Below are 14916 nucleotides of genomic sequence, written 5' to 3'. Positions count from 1 at the left end.
TCCGGCTTTTGGGTCCCCTCGAACGCTCACTCCGGGATTCGAACATTCATCGCCGCAGCGATACGCCTCAGCGCATCCGGTCTGAAAAACGCGATGGCCTCGAGTGCACGAGCCCAATGAATGCCCTTCAACAGCCGTCGGAGATGGCCGGCGTCCGAGCTGCCCCGATACCCGAGGCCCACCGCGATGGCGGCCTCCGCCTCGGCCGTCTCCGCCTGGTCGGCCGTGGTGTCCCTGACGACGGCGTGAGCGAGTTCCTCTTTACCGTGAGCTGCCAGGGCGTACGCGAGACGGGCCAGTGCCGCACTGCGATCAGGTCCTCGCGGCATCGTCTGGTAGAGCGACAACGCGGCCTCACCCGCATTGATTTCAGCCAGAAGAACACAGATCGCGGTAAAGGCGTCGGCAGTGTTCAACGACCGTGACCGAGCGAAGTCCGACTGAGCCCGGTCGAGCACGGCCTGCTGTACGCGAGCATCCATGCGTCCAAGGTTCTCGGTAAGAACCCGCCAGCCCGAGCTCGACGTGTGCAGCTGGCCGGCCAGCTGTTGCGCTTCGCCGATGCCACCCCGCTGCGCAAGCGCAGCCACCTGGGCCTCCCTGGCCACCTCTCGCTGTCGCCGTAACGGACAGTGACGCGCCAGCGAAGTGGACTCCGAGAGCGCACCAGCACGGGCAGCGGCGACCGCGAAAGCCATGAACGGTCGTCGCTGTGGCGGCAGTGCGTCTGCGATCATGGCGGCGGTTTCGAATTCACCGACGTTGGCGAACCCCTTGGCGATGCTCTCTTGCCAGTCAGGATCGGGCTCGGTCGTCTCGTTCATTCGGCAAAGCGCCTCGGACTGGTTCGCGAGCTGCATGGCACGGTTCCGGTCGAGATCCACCACGTCGCGCGCGACGCGGGCCAGTGCCCCGGCGCGCTCTCGCGTGCCGGCAGCCCGCGCAAGCGTCGTCTCGGCCGAGTGCCACAAGGCCGCGGCTCGCAACGGAGCCACCGCCTGCATGCGCGCGGCGAGGATCAGCTGCAGGCGGCAACGCTCCGCGGTGTTGCCGGTGTTCGCGGCCGCGGACAGAGCGGAAGCGAACGCGTGTGCGGCGAGACCCGGCTCGATGTCGTGGAGAACGGCACCTACTTCGGCGTACCCGAGCACCCAGCGCCACGGTGCTACGGGCTGAGCTGCGGCATCCAGCGCTTGCCGGGCGGTCGCGCACGAGCGCGCCGGGTCGAGCCCTCGAAGGGTCACCGCCAGCGCGGCGAGCCCACGTGATCGTTCGACGCTGTCACCCAGTGCGGCGACGCGTGCCTCGGCTTCGGCCGCGTGCCAGACGGCTTGAGCCCGGCCCCAAGAGATCAGCGAGGTCGCCAGGTTGGCCTGCGCCACTGCCAGGTCCACTCCGGCGAGCTGATCGAGGTGGTCGAGTGCTGTCTCGTAAAGCCGGATCCCGGTGTCATTGGCCCCCTGCCGAACCAGCTTGCCGGCGATCCGCGCCAGCACGCCGGGCGAGTCGGGCGCAGGTGTATAGCCCCGGGCGATACCGAGCGCTTGACTGCTTTCACAGTCATCGATGATGGCGAAAGCCATACGCGTTCGGGCGGGACCGGGCGACAGCTCCCTCCAGGCATCGATCGCCTCCGCGAGCAATCGATCAGCGTGGTCCGGATCGTGCGCCCTGAGGCGCCGGGCCAGCAAGCGAAGCGTGTCGGCGCGCAGTACCGGATCGCCGATACGCTCGACCAGGTCTGCCGTTTCGCCGATCCGGTCCATCGAGTTCCGCTGGGCCTGCGCCGCGATCGCCCAGGACAACAGGGGCTCGGGTTGGGCAGTGGGCATGCCGGCAGCGTCCAGCATGGCGCGGTGCGCCGGCGGCAGCTTCGGATTGATCTCGGCGACGGCTGCATGCTGGCCGACGGCTGCGAGATCGCCGGCGATACGCAACAACGTCCAGTCGCGCTCCTCGCCCTGTAGCGGCAGCAATACATCTTTGGCCCACAGCAATTCGCCGGTCTGCCGACCGACGCTGCTGGCCACGGTAACTTGATCTACGCCCGGTATGTGCGACGCTTCAGCGCGTAGCCCCGAACTCGACAGCAGCGCAGCTACGACATCAACCTGATCACTGTCGATTTCCCGCGTGGTGAGCCGATCGGCCCACGGCCGCAACAACTCGTTGTCGATCGAGCCGGACAAAGCGCAGAGCCGGATGAGTTCTGCCTGTGTCACCGGATCGCCCTCCATGGCGCGAAGCGCGTCCAGATCGCCGGCCAACGCACGGCGTCGAAGCCGTGGCAGATTGTCGCGGCGCGCGGACGACGCGATGCCGAGAACGGCGCGCATCTCCGGCTGCCATTGCGGCGGGTACGCATGATCGGCGAGGCGCCGGCTCAGCCCGGTATCGATGTGCACCAGGTCCGCTATGACGCTCACCAGCGCTGCGGGCCGCGGTGGACCGAACACCTGTGGCTGTGTCAGCCTGTCCAGCTCGTGGCGTAGCTGCTGAAGCGCTTCCTCGTCCAGGCGCCCGTCGATCAGCACATCGACGACGACCCGCGCGTACTGCCCCACGCTGTACGTGAGTTCGGTCGAGATCGACGGCTGCAGTCCAGGGATACGGTCAGCGTGCGGCCGCACGTTCGGTGGGACACCACGTCGCAGAACTTCGGCCTGGTGCCGCACTGCCGCACGCCACGGGTCGTTCATGCTCCGAGCGATCGCGGACAACGCGTTATATCGATCCTGAGCGGTGGAGGCAGGTGGGATCCGTTCGAGTGCCTCCGAGACCAGCATGTCCGCGGTGTCGCTGTCGCGGGCACGCCAGAGCGCAGCGACGCCCGCGAGTGCCAGCGACGGCCCGATACCAACCCCGTGGGTCCGTGCGGCCGCGACAGCAAGTTCGAGAAGCCGGCGTGCGGACGCCATGTCCAGCCGCTGCACCTCCGCGGCGACCGCGGCTGTCGCGGGCGGCGGCAAACCGGCATCCTGCCGGTCCACCGCCTCTCTGATTCGCGTACGCGCCTCGGGACCGTCCAGAAGGGCGCGCACATGTCCGTCTTCGATCCGGGTCGACAACTCGGCAGCGTCGTCGTCTCGCCCGTCTTCTCTGATCAACCGGACCAGTTCCAGGAGACCGACCGACCTGGCAACCGGGTGGCTGAGCGATTCCACCAGCCGCACGCCGGCATCGGTGGAGCCGGCTCGCGCCAGGTTGACCGCGATGCGTACGGCGATGTCAGGGCGATCGGCGTTCTCGTCCATCACGTTCAGTGCTGCCACGGCTTCCTGCATCAACTGCTCAGCGAGCGCGCCGGTGGCGATGACCGCGGCCTCTGCCATGGCACCGCAGCGGGCGACCCGATCCTTGATGCCCCGTGCCAGGGTCAACGCCACTTCGGGACGGTCCAGTGCGATCCAGACGCTCGGCAACTCCGGCGGCACGTCGCCGTTGCGTGCGGTCAGCCGGTCACCCCAGATCGCGAGTTCCGTCAGGACGACGATGTCCCCATCGGATGAGGCAGCCATCAGACGACGTGCGGCGGCGTTCTCGTTGATGGCATCGAGGTCTGAATGGCTGGCGGCCCACAGCCGCTCATGCCGGTGTTGGTCCAGCGCGAGGCTGCTCAGCCGAACGATCTCGCCCCGGTGCGCGAGCAGGTCACCGTAGGGCCGTAGCAGATACGTCGGCGTGTTCTCGGGCCACTGTTGTCGCCGGTAACCGTCCGCCCACCGGTGGATGGTCCTCAGATAGTCCTCGAGCGCGTCGCCCAGCTCAGTCTCGGCGATCGACTGCAGTTCCTCGTGAGCAAGAAGGTAAATCCGATCCGCGCCCACGCTCGTACGGCGACGTGCTTGGAGACTCCGGGCGAACGCGCTGCCCAGAAGCGCCTCCAAGGTGAGCCGTCCGACCGGCTCGCCACGGTGCAGACGGAGCAATCCATGCAGGTCGTCGAGGGTTAGACCGCCACCAGCGGCCGCCAGCAGACCGACGATCTGCTGATTGACGGCCTCGCCCGAAAGTTGTGCCAGTAGCTCTCGCTGCGCGGCTCTTCGGGTGCCTTGGGCGTGAGGGGACGGACGTAGCTCGCGCCACGGTGTGTTGTGCAGCGGGTGCATGTCGGCGACATCGGAGGGAACGCCGGGATTGGTCCGGCTGGTCAGAATGATCCGGAGGTTGGGCGGCGGTTCTCGCGGAAGCAACGAGGCGATACTGGGCAGGCCGGAGTGGGGATGGGCGCCCAGGTCCTCGTCGAGGCCATCGATCAGCAGCACGAGAACACGGCTTCGGTGCTCGCTCCTGCGGGCTGCGGCGGCCAGCAGCCGGTGAAAGGTGCCGACCCAGGATTGGGTATCGGTGAGTGCGGGTGTCGGCTCCGCGGCCAGGTCGGCCAGCTGACGCAAGACAGTGTCCAGGAAGTCGGGACTGGTCGATTGCCCGCGAATCCGTGCGGTGACGAAGAACGAGACGACGTCCAGATCAGGTGGCGGCCGGGAGGCGAACCATGCCGCCAGCGCCGTCTTGCCCGACCACGGGGGAGCCACCCACCACCCGTACCGCTCCGGCGTACGGCAGAAGTCTTCCAGTTCGGCCAGCTCATCCTCCCGGTCACGCAGTTTCTTCGGACCGATTTCCCGGGCGGAAAGCTGATGCAGCAGCAGGGTGGATTCGCTTCGGACCGGAACGACAGGCAGTTCCCCTTCGGGGGGAAGGCCGAGCACGGTGATGAGAGCCGCGCGTTTCGACTCGTCTTTTACCGCGTATACCCGTTCCAATCGGATGGCGACGAGCCGGCCGTAACTTTCCGCGGGATTCTGCTCGGCCACCACACCGATCAGATGATCATCGACCCAGACCGCTGAACCGGAATATCCCTCCCAGGGGTTCATGCCGTCGCGTATGCCGTCCGGCGGTGGACCGGCCAGCGTCAGTTCGAGAGTTCCGGTGCCCGCGTTGGACATCGGCGCCAGCGAGCCCGCGGCTTGGTACGTCACCCGGGATCTGCGACCTGAGAGGGTCCGCAACTTCCATCCCGGGTGTCCGACCGCCTGGAACTCCAGCGGCTGCCCCTGTCGTGGTGCCGCCCCGAAACGAACGGGACCGCGGCACTCCACCGGGGCTGACGACAGAATCACCAGAGCCAGGTCGACATCATCCGCGACGATGAGGCGCTCCGCAGTCACGGTGCGTTCCTGTGGCGCTCCCGCGTGGAAACGGACGGTGACGTCATCCGGACGCGCCGCCGCCTTGACCGAATGCGCGACGGTGAGCACCAGATTGTCACCGACCAGATAGCCGGAACTCAGCCGTCGCTTCTCGTGAACCGTGGTGACCAGCTGTACTACCTGTGCGGGGACTGGAGCCGAGGCACTCGATCGCATGGTGCGGGCCAGTGTAGGCGATGGGAAGCGCTACGCATGCTCTGCCAAACTGGTCGAATGGTGCGTGGTGATGGGCAGTTGACGCATGAACCGTGGGCCGATGATCCCCGCCCGCGCGACGCATGCGGGCTGATCGGGATCTGGGCGCCCGGCACGGATGTGTCGAGTCTGGCGTATGCGGGCCTCGTAGCCCTGCAACATCGGGGCCACGAGGGTGCCGGCATCGCCGTCGGCGACGGGAACGGCTTCGTCGTCTACAAGGACTTGGGGCTCGTTGGTCAGGTCTTCGACGAAAGGATTCTGGATTCGCTGTCCCCTGGGCATGTCGCGGTCGGTCACTGTCGATACGGCACCTCTGGAAAACCTCGCTGGGAAAATGTTCAGCCGGTGATGGCGGGCTCCGAAGGCTTGACATTCGTACTCGCGCACAACGGAAACATCGTCAATCTGGCGGAATTGAACGAGGAGCCCGATCGGGATTCAAGCGACTCACATCAGCTGGCGGTACTACTGGCGAGAACCGCCGCCGGCCGGTCCATCTTCGATGCCGCTCAGGCGGTGCTCCCGCGGGTTCGCGGCGGTTTCAGCCTCGTCTTCGCCGATGAACACGGTCTGTGCGCCGCGCGGGATGTCCACGGACTTCGTCCGCTGGCACTCGGCCGTCTCCCCGAAGGGTGGGTCATCGCCAGTGAAACGGCGGCCTTCGACACGCTCGGAGCCACCTGGGAGCGTGACGTGGAGCCCGGGGAACTGCTCCGTATCGACAGCGGGGGAATTTCGAGCACGCGCTTCGCGGCACAGCAGCGCGCGGCATGCGTTTTCGAGTTCATCTACCTTGCCCGCCCGGACTCGGTGCTGAGCGGGCGGCAGGTCTATGAAGCGCGGGTCGACATGGGGAGGCGGCTCGCCCGCCGCCATCCGGTCGAGGCCGACCTCGTCATCGGGATCCCCGCGTCCGGTGAGCCGGCGTCCATCGGTTATGCGGAGGAGTCGGGAATACCGTGGGCATGGGGACTTGTCCGCAACGAGTTCGTCGGCCGCGCCTTCATCGAGCCGGACGACGCCAACCGCCACACGGCGTTGAGAGTCAAACTGAGCGCGATCAGAGACGTCGTCAGAGGAAAACGCGTGGTGATGGTCGACGACTCCATCGTGCGCGGCACAACCCAGCGGCGGCTGGTGCGCATCTTGCGCGAGGCGGCAGCACTGGAGGTCCACGTACGGGTGTCCTCGCCGCCGATCACGTGGCCGTGCTTCTACGGTGTAGACATCGCCGAACGGACGGAACTGATCTCGGCTGGCCTGGCTGTTGACGACGTACGCCGATCCATCGGCGCGGATTCCCTGGCTTACAGCCTTCTCGACGACATGGCTGCTTGCACCGGGCAGGAGATGGCGGACCTTTGCACGGGTTGCTTCACTGGTCGGTATCCGACGTCCTGAGCACAGAGGAGAACCGTGTCCAACGACAACACCATCGAACTGTCCGATCTCATCTGGCAGCTGCGCGGCGAGTTGATCCGGGCCATGTGGGGCGGCGAGCACAAAGAACTCCGTTTCCGCGCCGAAACCGTGGAACTTGAGCTCGCTGTTGGCGTTGAGCGCGGGCAAGGCGGCAATGCCGAGGCCAAGTTCTGGGTCCTCGGCATCGGCGCCAATCGGGATCGCAAGTTCTCCGACACGCAGACGCTGCGGCTCACCCTCAAGCCGGTGACTGCCGACGATCCGGACCAGCCGGCGCTGATCGACGGGCTGGAGCGGCCGGGGGAGTAGTCGACCAGCTGCCGATGCGGGGTTAAATATCGCCAATCTTCGATGTAGAGTGGGAGCGCTCCCACCCCCGCGTCGGCCACTCTGCTCGAGGAGCTGAACATGTCGCGACTGCATTGTCGCCCGGCCACCATGCTGGCCGGCCTGCTCGTTCTGGTCCTGTCCGCGCTCCTGTTGACCTGGGTGCCCGGGTCAGGCACCGCCGCGGCCGGCGCATCCCCCAGCCGCGCGGTGCCACTCAGTGAGCTGACCGTGGTGTCCGAACAGGTGGCTTACGGTCTGCAGCGTCCGATCGCGATCACCGGGCTGCCGGACGGCCGGATGCTGATCGCGGAGAAGAACGGCACCGTCCGCGCCTACCACCCGGACACCGGCCTGGCAGCAGAGCCGGTGCTCGACCTGACCGCCCGGATCGACGCGTCGGACAACGAGCGAGGCCTGCTCGGCATCACGCCCGCGCCGAACTTCGCGAGGACCGGGATGCTCTACGTGGCCTACACGAGCCTGCCGGCCGGCGCGCTGACCCTGGCGCGACTGCCCATCAGCGCCCCGGAACGGCTGCAGGTGCTGCTCACCCAGGAGCACGCCGAGTACGGCAACCACAACGGCGGACAGGTGGCGTTCGGCCGCGACGGTTACCTCTACTGGTCCACCGGCGACGGCGGACACGCGAACGATCCGTTCAAGGCCGGTCAGGACCTCGGCACCCTGCTCGGCAAGATCGTGCGGATCGACGTCAACCGCGCCTGCGGGGCGAAGCCCTACTGCGTACCCTCCAGCAACCCGTTCGTCCGGACGCCGGGCGCGCGGCCGGAGATCTGGCTCTACGGGCTGCGCAACCCGTGGCGGTTCTCCGTCGACATCGACAACTCGCTGTGGATCGGTGACGTCGGCCAGGGCCTGATCGAGGAGATCAACCACATCCGCCCGTGGCAGGGCGGGGCGAACCTCGGCTGGTCCTGCAAGGAAGGCACCCCGGTGTTCGACCCGGAGCAATGCCGGCCGGGCGTACGGTACGTCGACCCGGTCTTCGAGTACGAACACTTCCTCACGGAGAGCTGCTCGGTCATCGGCGGCGTGGTGTACCGAGGGTCCCGTACCCCCGAGGCGTGGGGGACCTACGTCGCGAGCGACTACTGCGCGCCCCGTGTGTACGCCGTGCGGCCCAAGCGCGACGGCGGCTACGAGACCGCCACGATCGGTAACTTCCCCACCCAGCCGACCGCGATCGGCGCCGACGTGCACGGCGAGCTGTACGTGCTCAGCGACTTCCCGGGATTCCTGAGCCGGGTGCGGTTCGAGCGGGTCCAGCCGGTCTCCGCGGGAGGGGTGGCGAACCGCTGAAACCCGGCGGCGACCTACGAGCCGGTCGATGTGTGTCTGGTCGGCGTATCCCTGAGGGATGGCAGGGAGCCTGACTGGGCCCTGACGAAGCCGATCTGAAGTCGACGGTTGACACGATTCCCGTGATCTGAACGACGGAGCACGGGGAGAAACAGCGATGACGAAGATCTTGTGGGGCAGGCTGCGCGTCGTGACGGTGACGGCGGCGCTCGGGCTGCTCTCCCCGGTGATGTTCGCGCCCGTTACGGCGCAGGCCGGGCCGGGCACCACGGTGAACGCGGTGGTCATGTGGAACTCATATGCGCAGACAGCCATCTATGAGGTCGCGCGTCAGTCACCGACCACGACGGCGCGCAGTTTCGCGATGGTGCAGGGTGCCGTGTACGACGCGGTGAACGCGGTCGCCGGCGCGCCGTACCAGCCGTATCTGGTCGCGCCGCGCGCCCGGCCCGGGGACTCGGCATCCGCTGCCGTCGCCGCGGCCGCGCACGGCGTACTCCAGTCGCTCTTTCCGGCCCAAGCCGACGCCCTGCGTGCCCGGTACGACGAGGCGCTCGCCGCGATTCCCGACGGCCGCTCGAAGAGCGGCGGCCGCGCCCCCGGCGAGGCCCCGGCCGCCGCCCGGTTCGCCACCCGGGTGCACCACGGGGCGCCTCGCGCGCCTGCGTGCGGGCCTCGCCCGTCGGGGGGCGCGCGCGGCGGGGGCGCCCGCGGCCGCCGCCATGATCGCCTCCAGGGTGAACGACGGGGCGTTCTCCGACGCGAAATGGCGGGTCGGCACTGAGCCGGGTCAGTGGCGGCCTACCCCGCCCGGCTTCCTCCAGGTCGGCGCGTGGTTCGCCACCCTCAAGCCGTTCGTCGTGCTGGACCCCGGCCGATTCCGCACGCCCGGCCCGCCGGCGCTGACCAGCGCCGTCTGGGCACGCGACCTCAACGAGGTCAAGGCCGTCGGTTCGGCCACCAGCACGGTACGCACGCCGGACCAGACCGAAGCGGCGATCTGGTGGGACGATCCGCGGCTGGTGGAGTGGGCAATCCTGCGCGATGTCGCCACCACCCAGCGGCTCGGCACGCTGGACGCCGCCCGGCTGTTCGCGATGGCCGACCTGGCCGCCGCCGACGCGCTGATCGCCTGCTATCGGGCAAAGAAACACTGGAGCTTCTGGCGCCCGGTGACCGCGATCCCGCTGGCCGGCACGGACGGCAACCCGGCCACCACGGCCGACCCCGCTTGGACGCCGCTGCGGGTCACGGCACCATCCACCGAGTACCCGTCGGGGCACGCCTGCTTCACGTCGTCCACCATGACCGCGCTGCGCGCGTTCTTCGGCCGTGACGACGTCGCGTTCAGCGCCTACAGCGCCGACTCCGGCACCGTGCGGCACTACCGCAGCCTCGCCGCCGCCACGGCGGAGCTGAACCAGGCCAGGATCTGGGCCGGGGTGCACTACCGCACCGCCGTCGACCACGGCGACCAGCTCGGCGAGACCGTCGCCCGCGCCGTCCTCGCCCGCCAGTTCGGGCGCCGCTGAAACCCGCGCCAGGCCAGGAGCGGCCGTTCGGCCGTTCCTGGCCGCACCCGGCTGCCCGGAGCAGCAGCGATGTTCGCTGCGGCAGCTCCCCCGCCTTCGGCCGGGTGGACCGGTTCTTCCCGGCCACCCGGATGTGCTCGGCGTGTGGCCGCGTCAACGCCGCCATCAGCGTGTTGGCCGCCGTAGATCCGGGACTCGTCCCGGCACCGCGCGGCGGCGGGGCCGGTGACCGGGTTCTGGCGGACACGCGGACCAAGTTTCCGGACATCTCGCCGCAACCGCCTCGACGCGCCCCGGCCAGATCGCAAGCATCGATCAATGTGGACATGTCCGCCGTCGTCCTGCCTAGCCGGTCGACGAAGCCGGCCAGTGGACCGGTCGATGAACTGCGACGGATGGGAAGAAGCTGAGACGACGATGATGGGTAACCTGCCCGCGCTGGTCTCCCGCAAGGAGTGGCTTGCCGCCGGCTTCATGATCCCGCCCGACCTGGACATCGGCAACACCGCGGTGGTCGCTGACAGCCGTCTCACACGCCCCGTACGCGGAGATCGCCGCCTGGTGCTCGACGAGTACGAGACCTGATCGTGGCCCCCGATGGCGGTAGCTCCGGGTTGCGGGTCGGGGTCCTCGGTCCGCTGGCGGTCTGGCTCGACGGGCACGCGGTGCCGGTCTGGTCGCCGAGGCTGCGCACGTTACTGGCGGTGCTGGCCCTCTCGGTCGGTGAACCGGTGCTGTACGACCGGCTGGCGACCGCGGTGTGGGGGGAGAACCAGCCGAAGGATGCCCGCCGCGCGCTTCAGCTCCACGTCACGCGGTTGCGGCAGCTGCTCAGGGGCGAGCTGATCCGGACGGTTCCCGATGGATACGTTCTGGCGACGAAGCCGGAGCTGGTAGACGCTGTCCGGTTCGGCTGGCTGCTCAACGCCGCAGAACGCGCCGCGGACATCAATGTCGAGCGGGCGATGCTGGTGGAGGCGCTGGCCCTGTGGAGGGGCGAGCCGTTCGACGGTGTGCGGTCCGCTTGGCTCGAAGGTGTGGAGGCTCCACGCCTGTCGGCTCGGCGGCTGGCCGCGCTGGAACGGCGGATCGAAATCGACCTGGCCACCCGGCGAACCGCCGGCCTCGTAGCGGAGATCGAGAAGCTGACTGCCGGCTACCCGCTCAGGGAGCAGTACTGGGGTTTTCTGATGACCGCACTGGCGTACGCCGGCCGGCGTGCCGACGCACTGGAGACGTATCAGCGGTTGTACCGCCTGCTCGCCGAGGAACTGGGCATCGAGCCCAGCCGACCCCTGCGCGAGCTGCACCGCCGGATTCTCAACGGTGAGCCGGCATCCGATCCGCCGACGGACGCTCGGGTGCCGGACTCGCCGTCGCCGCGGCAACTGCCGCCCACCGTCAATCACTTCGTCGGCCGTGGCGGCGCCCTCGCCCGCCTGGACGCGTACCTGCCCGCCGATGGGGACGGAGCGCCGGTGACCGTGGCCATCACCGGCGTGGCCGGCACCGGCAAGACGGCACTGGCCGTGCACTGGGCTCATCGCGTGACCGGCCACTTCCCGGACGGGCAACTGTATGTGAACCTGCGAGGCTCCGACCCGGCCGGTACGCCGCTGCTACCGGCCACCGCGATCCGGCACTGTCTGGACGCGCTCGGCATGGCCCCGTACCCCGTCCCCGGAGACCTGGACGCGCGAGCCGGGCTTTACCGCACGCTGGTGGCGGGCAAACGGATGCTCCTCGTCTTCGACGACGCCCGCGACTCGCACCAGATCCGCCCGCTGCTGCCCGGTGCCGGCGGCTGCATGGTCGTCGTCACCAGCCGCGACGAGCTTGTCGGCCTGGTCGCGCACGACGGGGCGCGGCCGCTCGAGCTGGACATCCTCACGCCGCAGGAGGCGGTGCGGCTGCTGACGGTCCGGCTCGGCGCCGAGCGGGTCGCCGCCGAGCCGGAGGCGGTTCGGGAGATCGTCGAGCGGTGCGGGAGGCAGCTCGTGGCTCTGAACGGCGTCGCGGCTCACGCCGTGCGGCACCCGGCTGTCCGTCTGACCACGCTCGCACGCCATGTCGATCTCGTGCCGACGGGCAGAGCTACGTCCTCTGATCGTTGAGGAGCAAGGCCATGACGCCGCCTCGTCAGCACGTTTCTGAGGTTCCGCGCCCGCCTATCGGGTCAGCATGGGTCGATGTACCAGACCGGGTCCCAGTTGACGGAGACCGGCCTGTTGTCCGGGTTGATCGTCTGCTCCAACCAGCCGCCACGGTCGCGGAGTTCCGCGACCGCGTCGTCCGTCTGGTGATTGACGGCGGCTCCGCGGCCCAGGAAGTTCGTGAGGCTCCGCCGGTCGCAGTAATAGAGCTCGAAGAAGGTGTGCTGACCGTCGCCCTCTCCCACGGCATAGCAGGAATAGCCCACCATGCAGTTGCGCAGATACAGGTTCCGGGCCTCGGTGTCCAGGTTGCGGGTCACGTACTCCCGCGGCCCGCTGCCGTTCTTGCCGTCGGGCCAGAACGGGCTGAGTCCCGGTCTGACCTCCAGTGTGGTGTTTCCCCAGGCCGGGGACGCGCCGGCGGTGAGCAGCGCGACGATCGAGGCCCCTAACGCCAGGACCCGGGTTCTTCGTAGATTGCGCATGAGCTTCCCTCATCTGTTGCGGACGCTATGGACCGAGCCTGTCTGCCGTAGCGCACGGCGGTCCTTGCGGGCGGGTGCACATCTCTGCGTCAACGCGGACTCTCGCTACTGCCGCGGCCAGACTCGTACGATTCAAGCGGGCGGCGGCTTCAGATCGGCTTCGGACTCCGGGCCGCCTATCGCTCAGGTCGATCTCGGCGGGGAAGATGTCCGAAACGGGGCAAGGGTGGCACGGACCTGTTCGCCCGCCCCCCAGTCATCGTCGAACTGGGCCAGCACAGCGAGGTGCTGTCGCAACTGGATGATCGGCATCCGCGCCTGCCAGTCGCCGTCAAGGGAAGTCAGCTCCGCATAAACCGCGAAGAACCGCCGCGCCTCGGGCGGCGGCGAGGTCGACCACACGTGGGCAAGGTCGACGTCGGGCCACATGTAGGACACGGCCGGGTCGATCAGCGCAGGCCGGCCGTCCGGGGTGGCGAGAAGGTTTTCTGTCCAAAGATCGCCGTGGGTCAGACAGGCCGGTCGCTGCGGCAGCAGTTCGGGCAGACGGTGACACAGCAGCTCCAGCGCCGCCCGGTCGCCGGCGTCGAGCGCCGCCTCGACGCGAGGCTCCCCGAGCCACCGGAGCAGCCGGTGCTCGGCGAAGAAGGCGAAGCCGTCGTCTTGCCAGGTGTTGATTTGTCGGCGGCGGCCCAGCCAGTTGTCGCGGTGCCATCCGAAACGAGGATTGGTCGTGCTCTGATGCAGGCCGGCGAGGGCGTGTGCGAACTGTTCCCAGAAGGTCTCGTTGCGAGGTCTCGGCCGCAGTACCGACAACACGAGCAGCTTTCGGTCCGCCAGGATCACGTCGGGTGTCGCCACGCCGCCGATCTCGCGCAGCGCGGCCAGTCCTTCGGCCTCCGCGGCGAAGACGTCGTCGTCCGGGGTGTCGGCGAACGCCTTGACGAAGACCGGCGGTGCGTCCTGGCGGGATGCTATGCCCGCGAGCGCCGCGAGACCGCCCGTCGCCGGCTCTACCGTGACGACATCGCGGATCCCCGCCCGATGCAGGCTCTCGAGCAGGAACGCCGCCGGTTGCACGAAGGGCTCCTTCTCGTCCGCGGTGCTTGCTTGTCGATCTTAGTCACCAGCACCGCGACGTGCCGCGAGGTAGTTGCCCAGAGCGTCGAGCAGGCCACGGCTGCCTTCCTCGCGGTTCGGCCCGTCGGCCCAGAACTGGTCGAAGAAGACGCCGTGCTCGACGTGCGTGAACCGGCTGCCCTCGTCGATCGGCTCGAATTCGAACGACGCCACCGACGTCGACATGTGGACCCCGTCCAGCCACATGTCGTACGTCGTGACGATGCGGACGTGCTCGACGATGTCGGTGTACGTGCCCTCGTACCGCGAGACCGGGCCCTCGTGGAACTTCGCTTCGGCGACGTCGCGTCCGCCGACGCGGAAGTCGAACACCCACTCGCCGGGCTCGATGGTGTCGCCGGCGCCCCACCAGGCCAGCTTCTGCTGCTCGTCGGCGAACGCGTCCCAGAGGCGCTCGAGGGGAGCGGGGTAGTCGCGGGTCAGGGTGAACCCGGCGCGGGCGAGTCGGCGTTCGATCGTCATCTGCGTGTCCTATCGCGTGAAGGTGACGTGGATCGTGCCGCTTTCGGCCACTTCCGTCGTCACCTTGTGAGTGAGGTCGAGGCCGCGCAGATCGTCCCAGAGCCGGGTGCCCCGGCCGAGCACGATCGGAGCGATCATGACGTGCAGGTGGTCGACCAGGCCGGCGCGCAGGAAGGCACGTGCGGTGTTGACCCCGCCGCCGACGCGTACGTCCAGGCCGCCGGCGGCCTCGGTCGCCTCGGCGAGCACGTCCTCGATCGCGGTGTTGCGGAAGTGGAACGTCGTCCCGCCCCGCATCGGGATCGACGGGCGCGGTGCGGTGTGGGTGAGGACGTAGACCGGGGTGCCGAACGGCGGCTGGTCACCCCACCAACCTTTCCAGTCCGGATCGTCGGGGAACGCGTGCAGGCCGAACATGGCCGCGCCCATGATCTCGGCGCCGATGCCCTCGAAGTGCGCGGCGGCGTAGGAGTCGTCGATGCCGGTCGTGCCGGCGCCGCTGGTGTCGCCGAAGACGCGCTCGCGGAACGTGCGGGTCGCGGCGTAGGCCGCCGTGAGGCGCCCCCAATCCTCGCCCATCGGATTGTCGGGGGTGCCGCCGGTCGTCGAGGCGTAGCCGTCCAGCGAGAGGAACATGTCGATGCGAACGCGGGTCATG

Annotated in this window: 12 protein-coding genes; 7 read left to right on the top strand and 5 right to left on the bottom strand. The window is 68.6% G+C overall.

The window, feature by feature from the left end; genetic code table 11:
* Positions 1-26: 26 nt before the first annotated feature.
* Positions 27-5372 carry a P-loop domain-containing protein gene (locus tag I4J89_RS36930; protein WP_196418818.1) on the bottom strand — a complete coding sequence of 1782 codons (5346 nt, stop codon included), beginning with the start codon at positions 5370-5372 and terminating at the stop codon, positions 27-29.
* 57 nt (positions 5373-5429) lie between these two features.
* Here I4J89_RS36930 and purF point away from each other — a divergent pair, with 57 nt between their 5' ends.
* From purF to I4J89_RS36900, 7 genes are all read left to right on the top strand, one after another.
* A complete protein-coding gene (gene purF, locus I4J89_RS36925) occupies positions 5430-6815 on the top strand; it encodes an amidophosphoribosyltransferase (RefSeq protein ID WP_196418817.1) in 1386 nt (461 codons plus the stop codon).
* Between the two features lie 15 nt (positions 6816-6830).
* Entirely contained in the window at positions 6831-7145 is a 315-nt protein-coding gene (locus I4J89_RS36920) for a trypco2 family protein (RefSeq protein WP_196418816.1), read from the top strand.
* A 99-nt stretch (positions 7146-7244) separates the two neighbouring features.
* Entirely contained in the window at positions 7245-8486 is a 1242-nt protein-coding gene (locus tag I4J89_RS36915; RefSeq protein WP_196418815.1) for a PQQ-dependent sugar dehydrogenase, read from the top strand.
* A gap of 157 nt (positions 8487-8643) precedes the next feature.
* Entirely contained in the window at positions 8644-9270 is a 627-nt protein-coding gene (locus tag I4J89_RS50230) for a hypothetical protein (protein ID WP_230860213.1), read from the top strand.
* Complete coding sequence (locus I4J89_RS50225) at positions 9209-10018, top strand: vanadium-dependent haloperoxidase (RefSeq protein WP_230860212.1); 810 nt, start codon at positions 9209-9211, stop codon at positions 10016-10018. The genes I4J89_RS50230 and I4J89_RS50225 overlap by 62 nt, the downstream gene beginning before the upstream one ends.
* A gap of 417 nt (positions 10019-10435) precedes the next feature.
* Positions 10436-10603, top strand: coding sequence for a hypothetical protein (locus I4J89_RS36905; protein ID WP_196418814.1), 168 nt, complete (start codon positions 10436-10438; stop codon positions 10601-10603).
* Positions 10604-10605: 2 nt separating this feature from the next.
* A complete protein-coding gene (locus tag I4J89_RS36900; protein ID WP_196418813.1) occupies positions 10606-12132 on the top strand; it encodes an AfsR/SARP family transcriptional regulator in 1527 nt (508 codons plus the stop codon).
* Between the two features lie 62 nt (positions 12133-12194).
* Here the strand turns inward: I4J89_RS36900 and I4J89_RS36895 are convergent, their stop codons facing one another.
* The 4 genes from I4J89_RS36895 to I4J89_RS36880 form a co-directional block, all read right to left on the bottom strand.
* Positions 12195-12656, bottom strand: coding sequence for a hypothetical protein (locus I4J89_RS36895; protein ID WP_196418812.1), 462 nt, complete (start codon positions 12654-12656; stop codon positions 12195-12197).
* Positions 12657-12839: 183 nt separating this feature from the next.
* The gene (locus I4J89_RS36890) at positions 12840-13736 is read right to left on the bottom strand and encodes a fructosamine kinase family protein (protein WP_196418811.1); all 897 of its coding nucleotides are present in this window, start codon (positions 13734-13736) and stop codon (positions 12840-12842) included.
* Positions 13737-13775: 39 nt separating this feature from the next.
* Positions 13776-14258 (bottom strand): SRPBCC domain-containing protein, encoded by a 483-nt coding sequence (locus tag I4J89_RS36885; protein WP_196418810.1) that lies wholly within the window; start codon positions 14256-14258, stop codon positions 13776-13778.
* Positions 14259-14267: 9 nt separating this feature from the next.
* Entirely contained in the window at positions 14268-14915 is a 648-nt protein-coding gene (locus I4J89_RS36880) for a dihydrofolate reductase family protein (RefSeq protein ID WP_196418809.1), read from the bottom strand.
* Position 14916 lies beyond the last annotated feature (1 nt).

The organism is Actinoplanes aureus (assembly GCF_015704865.1).
In the GTDB taxonomy this organism is placed as follows: domain Bacteria; phylum Actinomycetota; class Actinomycetes; order Mycobacteriales; family Micromonosporaceae; genus Actinoplanes; species Actinoplanes aureus.
This window is presented reverse-complemented; position numbering and strand designations above follow the sequence as displayed.